14 protein-coding genes are annotated in these 16,550 nt (G+C 72.9%); 4 read left to right on the forward strand and 10 right to left on the reverse strand.

Annotation, left to right across the window (positions count from 1 at the left end):
• Positions 1 to 75: 75 nt before the first annotated feature.
• On the reverse strand, positions 76 to 945 hold the full coding sequence (locus AB5J73_RS29080; protein WP_370961848.1) for an aldolase: 870 nt from the start codon (positions 943 to 945) through the stop codon (positions 76 to 78).
• A gap of 128 nt (positions 946 to 1,073) precedes the next feature.
• Between AB5J73_RS29080 and AB5J73_RS29085 the strand changes: the two genes are divergently transcribed.
• On the forward strand, positions 1,074 to 1,850 hold the full coding sequence (locus AB5J73_RS29085) for a GntR family transcriptional regulator (RefSeq protein ID WP_370961849.1): 777 nt from the start codon (positions 1,074 to 1,076) through the stop codon (positions 1,848 to 1,850).
• A gap of 22 nt (positions 1,851 to 1,872) precedes the next feature.
• Here the strand turns inward: AB5J73_RS29085 and AB5J73_RS29090 are convergent, their stop codons facing one another.
• From AB5J73_RS29090 to AB5J73_RS29115, 6 genes are all read right to left on the reverse strand, one after another.
• Positions 1,873 to 3,072 carry a PP2C family protein-serine/threonine phosphatase gene (locus tag AB5J73_RS29090; RefSeq protein ID WP_370961850.1) on the reverse strand — a complete coding sequence of 400 codons (1,200 nt, stop codon included), beginning with the start codon at positions 3,070 to 3,072 and terminating at the stop codon, positions 1,873 to 1,875.
• Positions 3,072 to 4,064, reverse strand: coding sequence for a SpoIIE family protein phosphatase (locus tag AB5J73_RS29095; RefSeq protein WP_370961851.1), 993 nt, complete (start codon positions 4,062 to 4,064; stop codon positions 3,072 to 3,074). The genes AB5J73_RS29090 and AB5J73_RS29095 overlap by 1 nt, the downstream gene beginning before the upstream one ends.
• Positions 4,061 to 4,483, reverse strand: a complete 423-nt coding sequence (locus tag AB5J73_RS29100) for an ATP-binding protein (RefSeq protein WP_370961852.1) — start codon at positions 4,481 to 4,483, stop codon at positions 4,061 to 4,063. The genes AB5J73_RS29095 and AB5J73_RS29100 overlap by 4 nt, the downstream gene beginning before the upstream one ends.
• A complete protein-coding gene (locus tag AB5J73_RS29105) occupies positions 4,473 to 4,865 on the reverse strand; it encodes an STAS domain-containing protein (RefSeq protein WP_370961853.1) in 393 nt (130 codons plus the stop codon). Before AB5J73_RS29105 ends, AB5J73_RS29100 begins: the two co-directional genes overlap by 11 nt.
• Positions 4,862 to 5,719 (reverse strand): STAS domain-containing protein, encoded by an 858-nt coding sequence (locus AB5J73_RS29110; RefSeq protein ID WP_370961854.1) that lies wholly within the window; start codon positions 5,717 to 5,719, stop codon positions 4,862 to 4,864. Before AB5J73_RS29110 ends, AB5J73_RS29105 begins: the two co-directional genes overlap by 4 nt.
• Before the next feature lie 74 nt (positions 5,720 to 5,793).
• Positions 5,794 to 6,252 carry a MarR family transcriptional regulator gene (locus AB5J73_RS29115; RefSeq protein ID WP_370961855.1) on the reverse strand — a complete coding sequence of 153 codons (459 nt, stop codon included), beginning with the start codon at positions 6,250 to 6,252 and terminating at the stop codon, positions 5,794 to 5,796.
• Positions 6,253 to 6,383: 131 nt separating this feature from the next.
• Here AB5J73_RS29115 and AB5J73_RS29120 point away from each other — a divergent pair, with 131 nt between their 5' ends.
• Positions 6,384 to 7,586, forward strand: coding sequence for a PP2C family protein-serine/threonine phosphatase (locus AB5J73_RS29120; protein WP_370961856.1), 1,203 nt, complete (start codon positions 6,384 to 6,386; stop codon positions 7,584 to 7,586).
• A 23-nt stretch (positions 7,587 to 7,609) separates the two neighbouring features.
• On the opposite strand, the gene glgX is transcribed toward AB5J73_RS29120, so the two are convergent.
• Entirely contained in the window at positions 7,610 to 9,793 is a 2,184-nt protein-coding gene (gene glgX, locus AB5J73_RS29125; RefSeq protein ID WP_370961857.1) for a glycogen debranching protein GlgX, read from the reverse strand.
• Positions 9,794 to 9,930: 137 nt separating this feature from the next.
• Positions 9,931 to 10,797, reverse strand: coding sequence for a manganese catalase family protein (locus AB5J73_RS29130; protein WP_370961858.1), 867 nt, complete (start codon positions 10,795 to 10,797; stop codon positions 9,931 to 9,933).
• Between the two features lie 189 nt (positions 10,798 to 10,986).
• On the opposite strand from AB5J73_RS29130, the gene AB5J73_RS29135 reads away from it, so the two are divergent.
• Together AB5J73_RS29135 and bglX are read left to right on the forward strand one after the other, a co-directional pair.
• Positions 10,987 to 11,940, forward strand: coding sequence for an anti-sigma factor RsbA family regulatory protein (locus AB5J73_RS29135; protein ID WP_370961859.1), 954 nt, complete (start codon positions 10,987 to 10,989; stop codon positions 11,938 to 11,940).
• A gap of 496 nt (positions 11,941 to 12,436) precedes the next feature.
• Complete coding sequence (gene bglX / locus AB5J73_RS29140) at positions 12,437 to 14,692, forward strand: beta-glucosidase BglX (RefSeq protein WP_370961860.1); 2,256 nt, start codon at positions 12,437 to 12,439, stop codon at positions 14,690 to 14,692.
• Here the strand turns inward: bglX and AB5J73_RS29145 are convergent.
• A complete protein-coding gene (locus AB5J73_RS29145) occupies positions 14,689 to 16,530 on the reverse strand; it encodes a glycoside hydrolase family 5 protein (protein ID WP_370961861.1) in 1,842 nt (613 codons plus the stop codon). The genes bglX and AB5J73_RS29145 overlap by 4 nt on opposite strands.
• Positions 16,531 to 16,550: the final 20 nt, after the last annotated feature.

Raw genomic sequence — 16,550 nt, forward strand, 5'->3', positions numbered from 1 at the left:
TCCAGGTGGTGCCGCCGGGCCGGGTGGGCCGCGGCTTGAGTTCGGGTATCGAGTGCGGCTAACCGGCCGTGCGGTTCACAGCAGCCCCACCGCGGTGTCGACCGCCTTGGCGACGTCCCCGTCGTGCGGGTAGAGCAGCGATCGCCCGACGACCAGGCCCTGCACGGTCGGTAGCGCGAGTGCCCGCTGCCACGCCGCGAAGGCCGCGTCGGCGTCCTTGACCTCGCCGCCGAGGAGGACGGCGGGCAGCGTCGAGGACGCCAGTACCCGCTCCATTTCGTCCACCACCGGCAGCTTGAGCCAGGTGTAGGCCGACGAGCGGCCGAGACCGGCGGCGATCGTGATCGACTTGATCACGGCGTCGGGGGAGAGGTCGTTGCGCAGGCGCCCGTCGGCCCAGACCGACAGGAACGGCTCGACCAGCGCGATCAGCTTGCGGTCGGCCAGGTCGTCGACCGCCCGCGCGGTGTTCTCCAGGACGGCCGGCGTCGCCGGGTCGTCGAGGCAGATCCGGGTCAGCGCCTTGCCGCCGTCGAAGCGCATCCGCTCGATCGCTTCGGCGTCGTAGCAAGCGAAGCGGTCGTCGATCTCGAAGCTCGACCCGGCCAGCCCGGTGCGGTTCATCGAGCCGATCACCGTCTTGCCGTCCAGTACGCCGAGCAGCAGCAGGTCGTCGATGACGTCCGCGGTGGCGAGCACGCCGGTGACGCCGGGGCGCTCCAGCGCGAGGCACAGCCGCTCGAGGAGCTCGCCGCGGTCGGCCATCGCCGTCGGGTTGCCGCCCACCGCGTTCGCGCCGCGGGCGGGGTGGTCCGCGGCGATGATCATCGTGCGGCCCTTGTCGTTGAACGGCGACCCGGCCCGCACCCGGTTCGCGGCCGCCTCGGCGATCGCGCCCGGGTCATGCACGCGTTGCGCGACGATCCGCCGCAGCACGTCGGTCACAGTTCCACCCCCAGCTTCGCGGGACCCGGTCGGTCCGTGATCGACGATTCCAGCGTCCCAGGACTTTGTCAAGACATATGGACAACACGTCATCCCTACAGTGGACGCCGAGGCGGTAGCATCCGGGGATGGACAAGCCGGACGTCACGTTCGCGGCCTGGGATCCCGGGCGGGAGATCGTCCTGGACCCGGGCAGCCCCGAGCCGCTGTACTTCCAGGTCTCGCGGCAGCTGCACGCCGCGATCGAGGACGGCAGGCTGCCGGCGGGGGCCCGGCTGGGCAACGAAGTCGACCTGGCCGCGAACCTGCGCCTCTCGCGCCCGACCGTCCGCCAGGCGATCCAGACGCTGGTCAACCAGGGGCTGCTCGTGCGACGGCGCGGGGTCGGCACGCAGGTCGTCCGCACCAAGGTCGCCCGGCCGCTGCGGCTGAGCAGCCTGTTCGACGACCTCACCGGGCTCGGCGGCAAGCCGGAGTCGGCGGTGCTGGCCAACCGCGTCGAGAACGCCGACGCGGAGGTGGCCGAGCTGCTGGAGGCACCCGGCCTGGCCCACGTGCGCCGCCTGACGCGGATCCGGTCCACCGACGGCGAACCGCTCGCCCTGATGAACAACTACCTGCCCGACGGCATCATCGACCCGGCCGACGACGAACTGCGCGAACGCGGCCTGTACCAGCTGCTGCGCGCGGCGGGGATCCGCCTGCACGCCGCCGAGCAGCACATCGGGGCGAGGCTGGCGACCGGCGAGGACGCCGAGCTGCTGCACGAGGAGCCGGGGGCGGCCCTGCTCACGATGCAGCGCACGACCTACGACGACACCGGCCGGGTGGTCGAGTACGGCTGGCACGTCTACCGGGCGTCGCGCTACACCTTCAACCTTTCCCTGACGAACGGACCGCAGTAGCGGGGGAGCGGGACGGCCCCGGCTACTGTCCGGAAAGGACAGTGGTGCGGCGGAGGACGAGGACCACGGTGTCGTCGGCGTGCCGGACGACGTCGTGCATCCGGGTCACCAGCTCGCGGGGCAGGGTCGCGGCCGGGTGGGTGCGGTGGGACTGCGCGAGCGCCAGCAGCCGCGCCTGGCCTTCGTCGATGTCCTTGCGGCTCTCGACCAGGCCGTCGGTGTAGAGCAGCAACGTGTCGCCCGGCGCGAGGTCCAGCTCGACGAGCTGCTTGCTGCCCGGGTCGGGGAAGCCGACGCCGCGGCCGACCGCCGGGGCGGGCAGGAGCCGGGCGGCACCGTCCGCGGTGACCAGCACCGGTTCCGGGTGCCCGCCGTTCGCCAGGCGGGTGCGGCCGGTCACCGGGTCGGCGCGGGCGAGGACGACCGTGGCCATCAGGTCGGGTTCGATCGCGGCCAGGGTGCGGGACGCGCGCTGGATCAGGTCCGGGAACGGGTGCCCTTCCAGCGCCAGGGTGCGGATCGCGTGGGTGACGGTCAGGGCGTGCCGCGTCGAGGTGACGCCGTGGCCGACCGCGTCGACCAGCGTCACGTGGACCTGGCCGTCGGGCAGGACGAACCAGTCGTAGAGGTCGCCGCCGGTCGGGGAGTCCTGGTCGGTCGGGGAGTAGTGGACGGCCAGTTCCAGGCCCGCCACGGCGGGCGGGCGCGGGCGCAGCGCGTCTTCCAGCTCGCGGAAGATGACCGCGTGCGCGCGGCGGAGTTGTTCGTCCCGCTGCTCGAGGTCGACGTACATCGCGAGCACGCCGCTGTTGGTCTCCGCCAGCTCGTGCTTGAGCTGCCGCTGTTCCTGCGTCAGCGTGTCGGCGCGGGCGATCAGCGCGAGCATCTCTTCGCGCGTCGCCCGCTCGTCGTCGGGGTCGGCGGGCGCCGCGGGCCCGCCGCCGGCGAGGTGCCAGGTGAGCGTCTCGTCGTCGCCCCGCTCGGGCAGCAGCGGCAAGGCGTTGCGGCTGTGCTGGCTCACCGCGTGGTCGAGCCGCGCGGTGACGGCGAGCCGCCGGTCCGAGGCCGCCGTGGCGATGTCGACGGTTTCGCCCGCGGTGAGCGCGGGTTCGGCGAGCAGGGTCACGGCGAGCACCAGCCGCGCGCGGTCGCCGGGGCCGACGCCCGCTTCGCCGCAGGCGGTGCGCAGCCGCGCCCGGATCCGGGCCAGGTCCGGGCGCATCAGGCGGACCTGGCCGCGCGCAGGGCGAGCATGGCCGCGTCGTCGCGCGGGTTCCGGTGCCGGTGGGCGAGCTCGGCGGCGAGCAGCAGCAGGTCCGGGACCCGGCCGGGGACGCGCCACCCGGTGCCGACGCCGTCGGTGTGCAGCACCACGACGTCGCCGTCGGCCAGCTCCACGTGCCGGACCGGCGCCGAGGGCAGCGTGAACCCGACGATGCCGGGGGTGCTGAGCAGCAGCCGGGACGCGCCGCCGCCGATGCTCGCGCCGCTGACGTTGCCGACGCCGCAGAACTCGAGCCGCCGCGGCGCGATCCGCACCAGCGCGACCGCGGCGCCGCGGGTCGTGCGGAGCGCGCGGTGCATGTTCGTGAGCTGGTGGGGCAGCGGCCGGTCCGGGTTCTGCGTGAACACGCGCACCGCCGCTTCGGCGGCTTCGGCGGCGTCGGGCCCGTGGCCGAGCCCGTCGGCGACGACGGCGGTCCGGCTGCCGGTGACGTCGGCCAGCGCGACGGCGTCGCCACAGTGCTGCTCGCCTTCGCGCGCCAGGCGGAAGTGCCCGACCGCACCACCGGGCGGGGGCGGTGCGGGCGCGAGCAGGCGGGCGGCGGCGAGCGTGCCGGCCGCGGGCGAGGACGTGATCCGGAACTCGGTCGCCATCCGGTGCACCGCGCCGAGGCCGGTGCCGAGGGTGGCGGTGGTCGTGTTGCCGTCCAGCAGCCAGTGGTCGAGGTCGGCCATGCCGGGACCGTCGTCGGCGGCCAGCACGTCCACGCCGCGCCCGGCGAGCGTCCGCTGCACGAACACCGAGCCGCCGGTGGTGTGCTTGTCGATGTTGCCCGCGAGCTCGGCGGCCACGACCGCGGCGCGTTCGGCGAGCACGTCCGGCAGCCCGGCCGCGTGCGCGGTTTCGCGGGTGACGCGGGCGGCGGCGTACGCGGCGCTGGGGTGGTCGACGTGGATCCGGTGGGTCGGCTCGGCGGCGGTGGCGGTCACGGCTGCCAGCGCGCGACCGTGACGGTGGTGCCGCGGCCCGGCTCGGTGTCGAGGTCGAAGTCGTGGACCAGGCGGCGGGTGCCGCCGAGGCCGTGCCCGAGCCCCGCGCCGGTGCTGAACCCGTCGGTCATCGCCTGCTCGACGTCGGCGATCCCCGGGCCCTCGTCGCGGACCCGCAGCCGCACCCCGGTCCGGCCGGCGGTGTCGCGCACCACGCTGACGGTCATCGTGCCGCCACCCCCGTGGATGTAGGCGTTGCGGACCAGCTCGCTGGCCGCCGTGACGATCTTCGTCTGGTCGACGATCGAGAACCCGGCGTCGACCGCGGCGGCCCGCACGGCGTGGCGGGCGGTGAGGAGGTCTTCCTCCACGTGGACGGGGTGCTCGGCGGGCGGGCGCGTCCGCTCGTCAGGAAGCATGAGGCGCCTCTTCGGCGGCCTCGACGGGACGGCGCCAGCCCAGCAGCTCCATCGCCTGTTCCGCGTTCAGCGCGGTCCGGACCCCGGTCAGCTGCAGGCCGAGCTCGGTGAGCGTCAGCGCGACGGCGGGGCGCATGCCCGCCACGATCATCCGCGCCCCGAGCAGCTGCCCGGTGCCGGCCAGCTGCATGAGCACGCGGGCGACGAAGGAGTCGACGATCTCCAGCCGGGAGATGTCGATGATGACCCCGCGGATGTCCTCGTTCGCGATCCGCGTGGTCAGCTCGTCGGTGAACGCGAGGGCGGTCTTGTCGTCCAGGTCGCTCAGCAGCCCGCTGAGCAGGATGTCCCCGAGCCGCAGGATGGGCAGTCCGGCGTTCACCCGGTCACGCCCGGGTGGGCGGTGCCGTCGCCGATGAGGCGCATCGCGGTCGCGAGCGCGTCGGCGAGGGAACCGCGGGTGACGATGTGCGAGAGGTCGATGCCCAGCTGCGTGATGGTCTGCGCGATCGACGGGCGGATGCCGCTGATCACGCACTCCGCGCCCATCAGCCGGACGGCGCTGACGGTCTGCAGCAGGTGGTGCGCGACCGCCGTGTCGACGGTCGGGACGCCGGTGATGTCGATGATCGCCACCCGCGCCTCGGCCGCCTGGATCGCTTCCAGGAGGCTGTTCATCACGACCTGCGTCCGGGCGCTGTCGAGCGTGCCGATCAGGGGTACCGCGAGGACGTGGCGCCACAACCGCACGACCGGCGTGGACAGTTCGAGCACCTGGCTGTGCTGCTCGCGGATGATCCGTTCCCGGCCCGCCGCGTAGACCTCGAAGGTCAGCACGCCCGCGCTGTCGAGCAGTTCGTCGACCAGCAACGCGGCCCGGTAGCGCAGCGCCGAGTCCTCGGTGTGCCGCTCGATCGCACCCAGCATCGTGCGCTTGAGCGCGAGGATCGCCATGGCCGTCGCCCGCGGCTCGGCACCCGCGCGGGCCCGGCGCTCCGAAAGCGACGTCAGCGCGTCGCGGACCGCGGGATCCTGGTCGACGATCCGGGACACCGGGAGGGTGCCGCCGATCGCGGCGCCCAGCGCTTCCAGCAGATCCACGGCTTCGCGGCGCAGCTCCCGGCCGGTCCCGTCGCCCGGCTCCTGGCCGGCCCAGTCCCTGGCCAGCGCGGCCCGGTCCTCCGCCAGCACGCGCGCCACCACTGTGCGGACCTGGCTGTCGTCCGTGCCCAGCACCGAGCCCTCCTCCGGTGTTCGGGGCGCGCTCTGCTGTACGCCGACTTGACTGTTGTCATATAACAACAGTTGTGTCAGCGATGCAAATCCGGGGTCTCCGCCGCGAGGGCCCGGTACTCCGCCAAGCCCGCGGCGAGCGCGGCCCGGCCGGCCGGCGTCATCTTCGCCAGCAGGGCCTCGACGCGGTCCCGCCGCCGGGACCGCAGGTCCTGCAAGTAGGCGCGGCCGCGGTCGGACAGCCGCAGCGTCAGCTCCCGCCGGCTGCGCGCGCTGGGCAGGCGGTCGAGGAAGCCCACGGCCTCCAGCCGGTCGCACAGCCTGCTGACCAGCGGCGGGGTCGAATCGAGCAGCTCGGCCAGTTCCCGCAGGTTGACCCCGTCGCGGCGGTCGAGCGCGACGACCGCGCGCAGCTGCGACACCGACAGCGGCCGCGGCGACACGTCCCGGACGCCTTCGAGCACCGATTCGAACAGGCGCGCGAGATCGGCCACCTCGTCCGGGGCCTGCTCGCGGGATCGATCCACGGCCCCCACTCTGGCATCCCTATGCTGAACCGGCAGCACAGCTCACGCGAATCGCCGTAGACCGGCACGCCGGAGCGGCGCAGACTCGACAGACTTGCCCGCGCCCGACGCGCGCGGCACCCGTGAGCAGGAGGCAGGCGTTGGACAGATCCCTGGTGGTGGAGCGTCTCCTCCGTGACGTACCGCCGCACGACCTGACCCGGGCCTTGCGCGCGGCGCTGCGCGAGCACTTCGGCGCCGAGTCGGTGGAACTGCTGATGGCCGACTACGCCCTGACCGAGCTGTGCCAGGTGGGCGAGCAGCCCTACACCTCGGAGCCGATCCCGGTCGACGGAACCACCCCGGGCGCGGCGTTCGTCGCGCAGGCGGCCACGTTCGAGCCGGCCGCCGGCGGCGTCACCGGCTACCTGCCGGTCAGCGTGCGCGGGGACCGGCTCGGCGTCCTGGCGGTCACGCTCCCGGCCGAACCCGAGCCGCCTGTCTGGGCCGAGCTCGAGCGGTTCGCCGAGGCCGTGGCGCACGAGCTGTTCGTCGCCGACCGCGACACCGACCTCTACATCCAGGCCCGGCGCTCTTCGCGGCTGACGCTCGCCGCGGAGATGCAGTGGCAGCTGCTGCCCGGCCGCGCCTGCACCCGCGCCGAGTTCGCGCTCGGCGGCCAGCTCGAACCCGCCTACGCCATCTACGGCGACTGCTTCGACTGGTCGGCGTCCGCGAGCAAGCTCGCCGTCACGCTGATCAACGGCATGGGGGAGGGCAGCGAGGCGGCGCTGCTGACCAACCTCGCGATCAACGCGCTGCGCAACGCCCGCCGCGCCGGGATCCCGCTCGACGCGCAGGCCGAGCTCGCCGACCAGGCGCTCTACGCGCACTACCGCGGCGCCGAGCACGTGGCCGCGCTGCTGCTGGAGTTCGACCTCGCCACCGGTTCGGTGGCCGTGGTCGACGCGGGCTCGCCCCGGCTCTGGCGGCTGCGGGACGGGAAGGCCGAGCGGGTCCTGTTCGACGAGCAGCTGCCGCTCGGCACGTTCGACGGCACCATCTACGAGGTCGAAGGCTTCCAGGCGGCGGAGGGCGACCGGTTCGTGTTCGTCAGCGACGGCGTCTACAACGCGCCCGGCACGCACGACGAGCGCTACGGCGACCGCGAACTCGCCGAGGCGGTCACCGCGACCGCCGAACTGCCCGCGGCGCACGTGCCGGGCGCGGTCCTGCGGGAGCTGACGACGCGCCGCCACGGCGGCCAGGCGGAGGACGACGCGATGGTCGTCTGCCTCGACTGGTTCGGCCCGGTCCCGGTGGCGGGCAGCGGAGCCGGGATTTCGGTGCGCCGGGCGGACTAGGCGTGATCCGGACGGGGTCCGGATCACGCCTCCTGGCCCGTCTTCCGCATCAGTACGGCGAGGGAACGGGCGCCGACCACGAGCGTGCCGCCGCCCGGGACCGTCCGGGGCGTCGTCAGCTGGTCGCCCGCCACACCGCCCACCAGGACGCCGCCCACCGACCGGTGGAACACCTCGCCGGTGGTGGAGTCGAGGACGATCGCCCACTCTTCGCCGTACTCGCCGCCCGGGACGGTCATCGTGATGTCGTCCTCGTGGGCGTTGAAGCAGAGCAGGAACGAGTCGTCCACCACCTGCTCGCCGCGCGCGTCGAGGTCGGGGATCGCGGCGCCGTTGAGGAAGACGGTGATGCTGCGGCCGAAGCCGGCTTCCCAGTCCTGGTCGGTCATCTCGTCGCCGGCGGGGGTGAACCACGCGATGTCGCGCAGTTCGTCGCCGCGGCGGATCGGCCGGCCGGCGAAGAACCGGCGGCGGCGGAACACCGGGTGCCGGTGGCGGAGGCCGATCACCGCCGAGGTGAACTCGAACAGCTCGCGGTTGCGCTCCAGCAGCGACCAGTCCACCCACGACAGCTCGTTGTCCTGGCAGTAGGCGTTGTTGTTGCCCTGCTGCGTGCGCCCGAGCTCGTCGCCGTGCAGCAGCATCGGCACGCCCTGCGACAGCAGCATCGTGGCGATCATGTTGCGGCGCTGGCGGGCCCGCAGGTCGAGGACCTTCTCGTCCTCGGTCGGGCCCTCCGCGCCGCAGTTCCACGAGCGGTTGTCGTCGGCGCCGTCACGGCCGTCCTCGCCGTTGGCCTCGTTGTGCTTTTCGTTGTACGAGACCAGGTCGGCGAGGGTGAAACCGTCGTGCGCGGTGACGAAGTTGATCGACGCGAACGGGCGGCGGCCGTCGTTCTGGTAGAGGTCCGACGAGCCGGTGATGCGGGAAGCGAATTCGCCCAGCGTCGCGGGTTCGCCGCGCCAGAAGTCGCGGACGGTGTCGCGGTAGGCGCCGTTCCACTCCGTCCACAGCGGCGGGAAGTTGCCGACCTGGTAGCCGCCGGGGCCGACGTCCCACGGCTCGGCGATCAGCTTCACCTGGCTGACGATCGGGTCCTGCTGCACCAGGTCGAAGAACGTGGCCAGCCGGTCGACGTCGTAGAACTCGCGGGCGAGCGTGGCGGCGAGGTCGAACCGGAAGCCGTCGACGTGCATCTCGGTGACCCAGTACCGCAGCGAGTCCATGATCAGCTGCAGCGTGTGCGGCTGGCGGACGTTGAGCGAGTTGCCGGTACCGGTGTAGTCCATGTAGTACTGCGGGTCGTTCCCGACCAGCCGGTAGTAGGCCTGGTTGTCGATGCCGCGCATGGACAGCGTCGGCCCGAGGTGGTTGCCCTCGGCGGTGTGGTTGTAGACGACGTCGAGGATCACTTCGATCCCGGCCTCGTGCAGCGCCCGCACCATCGCCTTGAACTCGTGCACCTCGCTGCCCGGTGTCGCGGGCCGGATCGAGGCGGCGTACTCGTTGTGCGGCGCGAAGAAGGCGATGGAGTTGTAGCCCCAGTAGTTGGCGAGACCGCGCTCGGTGAGGGCGTGGTCGTGCAGGAACTGGTGGACCGGCATCAGCTCGACGGCCGTGACGCCGAGGGTCTTCAGGTACTCGAGCACGACCGGGTGCGCCAGCCCGGAGTAGCTGCCCCGCAGCTCTTCCGGGACGTCCGGGTGGAGCTTGGTCAGCCCGCGGACGTGGGCTTCGTAGATCACCGTCTCGTTGTAGGGCACCTTCGGCGGCCGGTCGTTGCCCCAGTCGAAGTACGGGTTGACGACCACCGCGCGGGCGGTGTGCGCCGCGGAGTCGTCGTCGTTGCGCTCCTCGGGGCGGTCGAAGCGGTAGCCGAACACCGACTCGTCCCAGTCGACCCGGCCGGTGACCGCCTTCGCGTACGGGTCGAGCAGCAGCTTGGCGGGGTTGCACCGGAGGCCGCGGGCGGGGTCGTGCGGCCCGTGGATCCGGTAGCCGTACTCCTGGCCGGGCCCGATCCCGGTGAGGTAGCCGTGGTGGACGAACCCGTCGACCTCCGGCAGCCGGATCCGGGTCTCGGTCCCGTCCGGGTCGAACAGGCAGAGGTCGACGCGCTCGGCGACCTCGGAGAAGAGCGCGAAGTTGGTGCCGACGCCGTCGTAATCGGCTCCGAGCGGGTAGGGGGAACCGGGCCAAGGCTGCACTGGGCCTCCACAGGTGCGCGAGCGAACCCCGCCCGGGTACCCGGCCCGCCCCGGCCGAACCCGTGACGTGGCTCTCCCCGCCCGGACGGCTGCCCGGGCGCGGGGCCGCCGTCGAGCGCGGCGGCCCCGCGGAGACGTCAGCTCAGCTTCTTCTTGGCCGCTTTCGCCTTCCCCTTCACGGTGCCCTTCGCGTCCTGCAGCGGCGCGTAGGTGCTGTACAGCGCGGGGTCGGGCTTGGGCGCGGTGCCCGGGCCGCCGAGCGGTTCGGGGTCCATCAGGTACTCGAGGCCGGCGTCGGTGGTCCAGCTGGCCCCCTTGGCGCCGTCGGGCCCGTCGGAGAGGTGCCAGATGGTGTGGTTGTGGGTCTGGTCCTCCTCGTCGAGCAGCGCGTTGGGCACGATCTCGTCTTCGAGGCCGTCGGCCTTGAGCTCTTCGATCGCGGCCAGCCACTGCTTCTGGTGGACGGTGTCGCGGGCGAGGTTGAACTGCAGCATCGCCTTGACGCCGGGGTCGTCGGTCATGTTGTAGAGCCGCGCGGTCTGCAGGCGGCCCTGCGCTTCGGCGGCGGCGTTGGCGCGGAAGTCGGCCAGCAGGTTGCCGGAGGCGACGATGTACTTGCCGTTCCAGGGGGTGCCGTTGCTGTCGGCGGGCAGCGCGCCGCCGCCGGCGACGATGGCCTGCTGGGGGTCCATGCCGCCGATGACGGCGGCCATCACGGGGTCCTTGACGGCTTCGGCCGTGGCGGTGGCGGGGGCCCCTTCGAGCAGGCGGGCGACCATCGTGGCGAGCATTTCCACGTGCCCGATCTCTTCGGTCGCGGTGTCCATGATCAGGTCCTTGTACTTGCCTTCGATGCGGCAGTTCCAGCCTTGGAAGAGGTACTGCATCGTCACGGTCATCTCGCCGTAGGCGCCGCCGATGAGCTCCTGGAGCTTGTGGGCGTAGACGGGGTCGGGCTTCTCGGGCTTCGCTTCGAACTGCAGCAGCTTGGTGTGACGGAACACGGTGTTCCCTCCGACGTCCGGGGTGGTGGTCGGACGGGGCTTTCCCGGTAAGGAGACGGTTAACCCCGGATGGCCCGGCGGGTCGGCGAGCACGGCGTACGCTCGGCTCGTGCAGATGTCGCCCCACTGGCCGTCCTCGGCGGCCGTCGACCCGGTGACGCGGACCGGCTTCCGCGGAGTGGCCGCGTTATGACCGCCGCCAGGGGCTACGAACACGCCGTCGTCCGCTACGCGTCCGAGGACGAACTGGTCGCCGTCGGCGTTCCGTTCCTGACCGCGGGGATCGCCGCGGGCGAACCGACCGTCGTCTCGCTGGATCGGGAGCACACCGAGCTGCTGCGTGCGGCGCTCCCGCCGGACGCGGACACGCACTTCCTGCCGATGGGCGACCTCTACGCGCGGCCCGCCGTCGCGATCCGGTCCTACCGCGAGCTGATGGCCGGGTTCGTCGCCGGCGGGGCGGCCGGCATCCGCATCCTCGGCGAGCTCCCGCGCGCCGCGATCGACACGTCGTGGGACTGGTGGGCGCGCTACGAAGCCGCGGTCAACCACGCCTACGACGAGTTCCCGCTGCGCAGCATCTGCGCCTACGACACCCGGACGACCCCGCGCCACGTGCTCGACGACGTCGCCCGCACCCACCCGTTCGTCGCCACCCCCGGCGGCGGGCACCGCGCGAACGACGGCTTCGTCGACCCGCTGGCCTTCCTGGCCGGCCCGCGGCCGATGACGCCGCACCCGATCCAGCGCACCGAGCCGCTGATCGAGCTCACCGACCCGCAGCCGCGCGAGGCCCGGCACGCGGTACTGGCCGCGAACAAGACCGACCTGCCCGCCGCCGAGATCGACGACCTCGTCCTCGCGGTCAGCGAGATCGCCGACAACGCCCTGCGCCACGGCCGCCCGCCGGTCACCCTGCGGATCTGGGCCGGCCCCGGCTGCATGGTGGTGACGGTGCACGACACCGGCGACGGCCCCGCCGACCCGTTCGCCGGCCTGCTGCCCGCCGAGCGCGAAGTCGGCGGGCGCGGGCTGTGGATCACGCACCAGATCTGCAGCCAGGTCACGCTCCACCGCGACGACACGGGGTTCACGGCCCGGCTGACCGCCGGGAACCCGTGGCCGGCCGGGGGCACGGACTAGCCGCTTCCGGGGCGCCGGGGCGCCGGGGCGCCGGGGCGCCGGGGGGCCGCGGCCGGTGGCGCGGGGTTGAGCGGTGGCGCGGGGTGGCCGGCGCCGCGGTCGTGACCGGTGGCGCGGGGGCGAGCGGTGGCGCGGGGGCGACCGGCGCCGCGGGCGCCGCCGGCTCGGCGCGGTCGTGACCGGTGTGACTGCTGGGGCTGGTGTTCCGGACCCGGACGCACCCAATGTGGCGTTCGGTGCGTCCAACGCACCCAACGCCACATTGGGGCGCATCCGGCGGCGGCCGGCGGCGCTGTCGCGGAGCCGGAGCCGGAGTGGGAGCCGGAGTGGGAGCCGGAGTGGGAGTGGGAGCGGGCCGACCTCCGACTTCGCCGGGGTCCTGGGCCGCTTCCGGTGCGCTGCGGGGCCCGTCGTGGCGGCATACGCTGTTCGCGCTCGATCCCGATCTAAGGAGTTCACTCCCCGCTTCCGTGTGCCTCGCGAAAGGGTCCCCGCCATGTCGCAGCAGGTCAGTCCCGAAACTTCGGCCGCGGACGGGGTGAACCGGCGCAGTGTGCTCGCCGGGCTCGCCGGCGGCGTCGCCTCGATGGGGCTGCTCGCTCCCTCCGCCGCCGCCGCGGAGAGTGCTGGGCGGCCGGTGCGTGATGAACGCGTCGAGGCGCTGCTCAAGAAGATGACCTTGGCCGAGAAGATCGGGCAGCTCCAGCTCGTCGGGGACGAGAACACCGCTCGGGCGGCCCTCGCGGACGGGCGGCTCGGGGGTGTCTTCTCCGTCGTCGGCGCGGCGAAGCTCAACGCCCTGCAGCGCCTCGCCGTCGAGGGGACGCGGCTGAAGATCCCGCTGATCTTCGGTCTCGACGTGATCCACGGGTACACCACCAACTTCCCGATCCCGCTGGCCCAGGGCGCGAGCTTCGACCCTGCGGTGGCGGCCGCGGACGCGACGGTTTCGGCGAAGGAAGCCCGCAGCAGCGGCATCCACTGGACCTACGCGCCGATGATGGACGTCACCCACGAGCCGCGGTGGGGGCGGATCGCCGAGGGGTACGGCGAAGATCCCTACCTGGCCACGAAGCTCGCCGTGTCGAAGGTCCGCGGCTACCAGGGTGACGACTACGGCAAACCGGACCGGGTCGCCGCCTGCGCCAAGCACTTCGTCGCCTACGGCGGGGCCGAGGGCGGGCGCGACTACAACACCGTCGACGTCTCGCTGCAGCGGCTGCACAACCTCTACCTGCCGCCGTTCAAGGCCAGCGTCGAGGCGGGCGTCGCGACCGTGATGGCCAGCTTCAACACCATCAGCGGCGTGCCGGCGCACGGCAACGGCTACGTCCTGCACGACGTCCTCAAGGGCCGCTACGGCTTCGGCGGGTTCGTCGTCAGCGACTACACAGGCATCCAGGAGCTGATCCTGCACGGCCTGGCCGGCGACGGTGCGGACGCCGCGGCGGCCGCGCTGCCCGCCGGTGTCGACATGGAGATGGTCAGCACCACCTACGCCGAGTTCGCGCAGCGGCTGCTGGACCAGCGGCGGATCACCCGCGACCAGATCGACGACGCCGTCCGCCGGATCCTGCTGGTCAAGTTCCGGCTCGGCCTGTTCGAACGCCCGTATGCGGACGAATCGGCCGAGGTGAAAGCGCCTTCGCCCGCGGCGCTGGCCGCGTCGCGGCAGGCCGCCGCGCGGTGCATGGTGCTGCTCAAGAACGACGGGCCGGTGCTGCCGCTGGCGAAGTCGGTCGGCTCGGTGGCGGTCGTCGGCCCGCTCGGCGCGGCGACCTACGACCTCAACGGCACCTGGTCGGGCCTGGGCACCGGCGCGGGCACGACGCCGCCGGTGACGGTGGTCGACGGGATCAAGGCCGCGGCGCCCGGCGCCACGGTGACCTACGCCGCCGGGTGCACCGTGGACGGCGGCGACACGAGCGGGTTCGCCGCCGCGCAGGACGCGGCTCGCGCGGCCGACGTGACCGTCGTGGTGGTCGGCGAAACCGCCGCGATGAGCGGCGAAGCGGCGGCGCGCAGCACCATCGACCTCCCGGGCGTGCAGCAGCAGCTGGTGGCCGCGATCAAGGAGACCGGCAAGCCGTTCGTGGTCGTGCTCGTCAACGGGCGGCCGCTGACCATCCCGTACCTGCACGACAACGCGCCCGCCGTGCTCGAGGCGTGGGCGCCGGGCGTGCAGGGCGGCCACGCGATCGCGGACGTCCTGTTCGGCGCGGTCAACCCGGGCGGCAAGCTCCCGGTCAGCTTCCCGCGCGCGGTCGGGCAGATCCCGATCTACTACAACCACGAGAACACCGGCCGCCCGGCCGATCCGGCCAACAAGTACACGTCGAAGTACCTCGACCTGGAATCCGGACCGCTCTACGAGTTCGGCCACGGCCTGTCGTACACGACGTTCCGCATCGACAGCCTCCGCCTTTCGGACACCCGGATGCCGGCTCGCGGCGGCCGGCTCCAGGTGAGCGTCCGCGTCGCCAACACCGGCGGCCGCGCCGGCGACGAGGTCGTGCAGCTGTACCTGCGCGACCCGGTCGCGAGCATCGTCCAGCCCGTCCGGCGGCTCCGCGGCTTCCAGCGGGTGACCCTGGCAGCGGGCGCGTCGACGACAGTCTCGTTCACGCTGACCCCGGACGACGTCGGGTTCTACGACAACGCCGCCGCGTTCCGGGTCGAGCCGGGCAAGATCGAGGTGTACGTCGGCGCCAGCTCGTCGGCGACGCTGACGTCGAGCTTCACGGTCGTCTAGGAGCGGCAGAGCAGCGCGTCGGGCGTCCGGCTCGACCCGATCCGGCCGGTGTAGGCGACCCCGGCGATGTATTCGCCGGGGTCGCACTGGCCCTTGTAGTTGCCCGAAGCGAAGTCGCCGCCCAGGTCGCCGGACGGGCGGTTGTCGCCGCGGTCGAACCAGACCGTGCGGCCGGTGTGGCCGAGCGGGGTGGGGGAGCGGCCGCACAGGACCGCCGAGACCGCCGCGCCCTTGACGCTGTAGCCGACGACCGCGTGGTCCGGCGGGCACTGCGCCTTCGTGTAGCCGGACGCCCATTCGGTGTCCACATAGGACTCGTTGCGGACCGTGACGTACGCCGTGGGCGTGGGGAGCGTGCCGGTGCAGAGGCCGCGGTTGCCGGTGTGCGCGAGGCCGGTGAGGCGCTGGCCGTCGGGGCAGGCTCCCTTGCGCGCGCCCGGATCCCAGTCCGGCTTCGCGCGGACCTCGCGGGAGGCCTGGAAGTCGGCGTAGTCCAGGTCGAGCATCGACCAGCGCTCGGCGGGCGGGATCTGCCCGGTGCGCGACGGCGCGTCCACCAGCCGCTGCCAGGCCGGGCCGCGCCAGTCGGTGCCGTCGAGGACGTCGATGCGCCGGCCCGCCGCGTCCCACGCCAGCAGGGACCAGCCATCGCCGGAGCCGTTCGTGTGGAAGCCGACCGCGGGCCAGTAGGCGAAGTCGGTGTCGGTCTCGGCGAGGTAGTCCACGAAGTTCTCGAACCAGGCACGGGAAGCGGCGTCGGTGGTACCCCGGCCTTCGCCGAACTCGCTGATCCACAGCGGCGCGGTGTAGTGCTTGCCGGTCTCCGCCTCGACGAAGAACGCTTGCCGGTAAAGGGTGTCGCGCAGCTGCTGGGGCGTGAGGTCGCGGTAGCGCGGGTCGTGCGTCTCGCCGACGCCGGTCGCGCCGGAGTGGTTCGGGCCGGTGTAACCGTAGAAGTGCGCGGAATAGACGAGCTTCCCGGAGTCGACGAGCGTGTGCGACAGGGTGCGCGCGGGCTCCAGCGTGGGGCGGCCGTGGGCGAAGCCGTCGATGGGCAGGCCGGTCCAGTTGATGCCCTCGACGATGATCAGCAGGTCCCGGTTGGCCTCGGTGAGGATCCGGTCGGCCACCTGCCGGCTCGCGCGCTGCCAGTCGGTCCCGTTGCCCCAGCCCCAGTTCGGGTCGTCGAAGGTGTTCCGGCGGACCTCGTTGTACAGGTCGGCACCGACGACGCGCTTGTTCGCGGCGTAGCGGCGGGCCATGAACAGCCAGTCGTCCTGCCACTGCTGCTCGCTCTGCGCGGTGTTCCAGCGTTCGTTGCCGTCGAGCCCGCAGCACCAGCGCGACGTCGTGGTGTGGTTGTTGAGGATGACGGCGAACCCGCGTGCGGTGAGCCGCTCGACGACGCGGTCGTACACCTGAAGCGGCGTCAGGCCGTGCAAGCCGGGGTTGGCGGGCAGGTCGGGGACCGCGGCGGTGTCGTGGATCATCGCGTTGGAGAACGGCAGCCGCACGCTGTTGAGGCCCAGGCGTGCCAGCCCGTCGACGACGGTGTCGATCGACGCGCGGTCCAGCCCGAGCGGGGTCTGGTAGGCGATTTCGCCGGCGTGGTGGCCGGCGGGGTCGGCCGGGTCGCCCGACCCGGTCCACGTCCCGCTCGCGCCGTGCCAGTTGGCGGCCTTCAGCTTGAACCGGTCGCCGTTGGCGTCGACGATGTAGCGCCCGCGGGTGCTGAGCGGCCCCACCCAGGCCGCCGCTTCGGCCCGCGCGGGCGGGGGAAGCGGAACCAGGAAGCCGACGGCCGACAGCACGGTGAGCGCGACACTGAGGAACCTCACCGGCGGAGGTTAACCACCCG

Origin of the sequence: Amycolatopsis sp. cg9 (genome assembly GCF_041346945.1) — a bacterium.
GTDB lineage: Bacteria > Actinomycetota > Actinomycetes > Mycobacteriales > Pseudonocardiaceae > Amycolatopsis.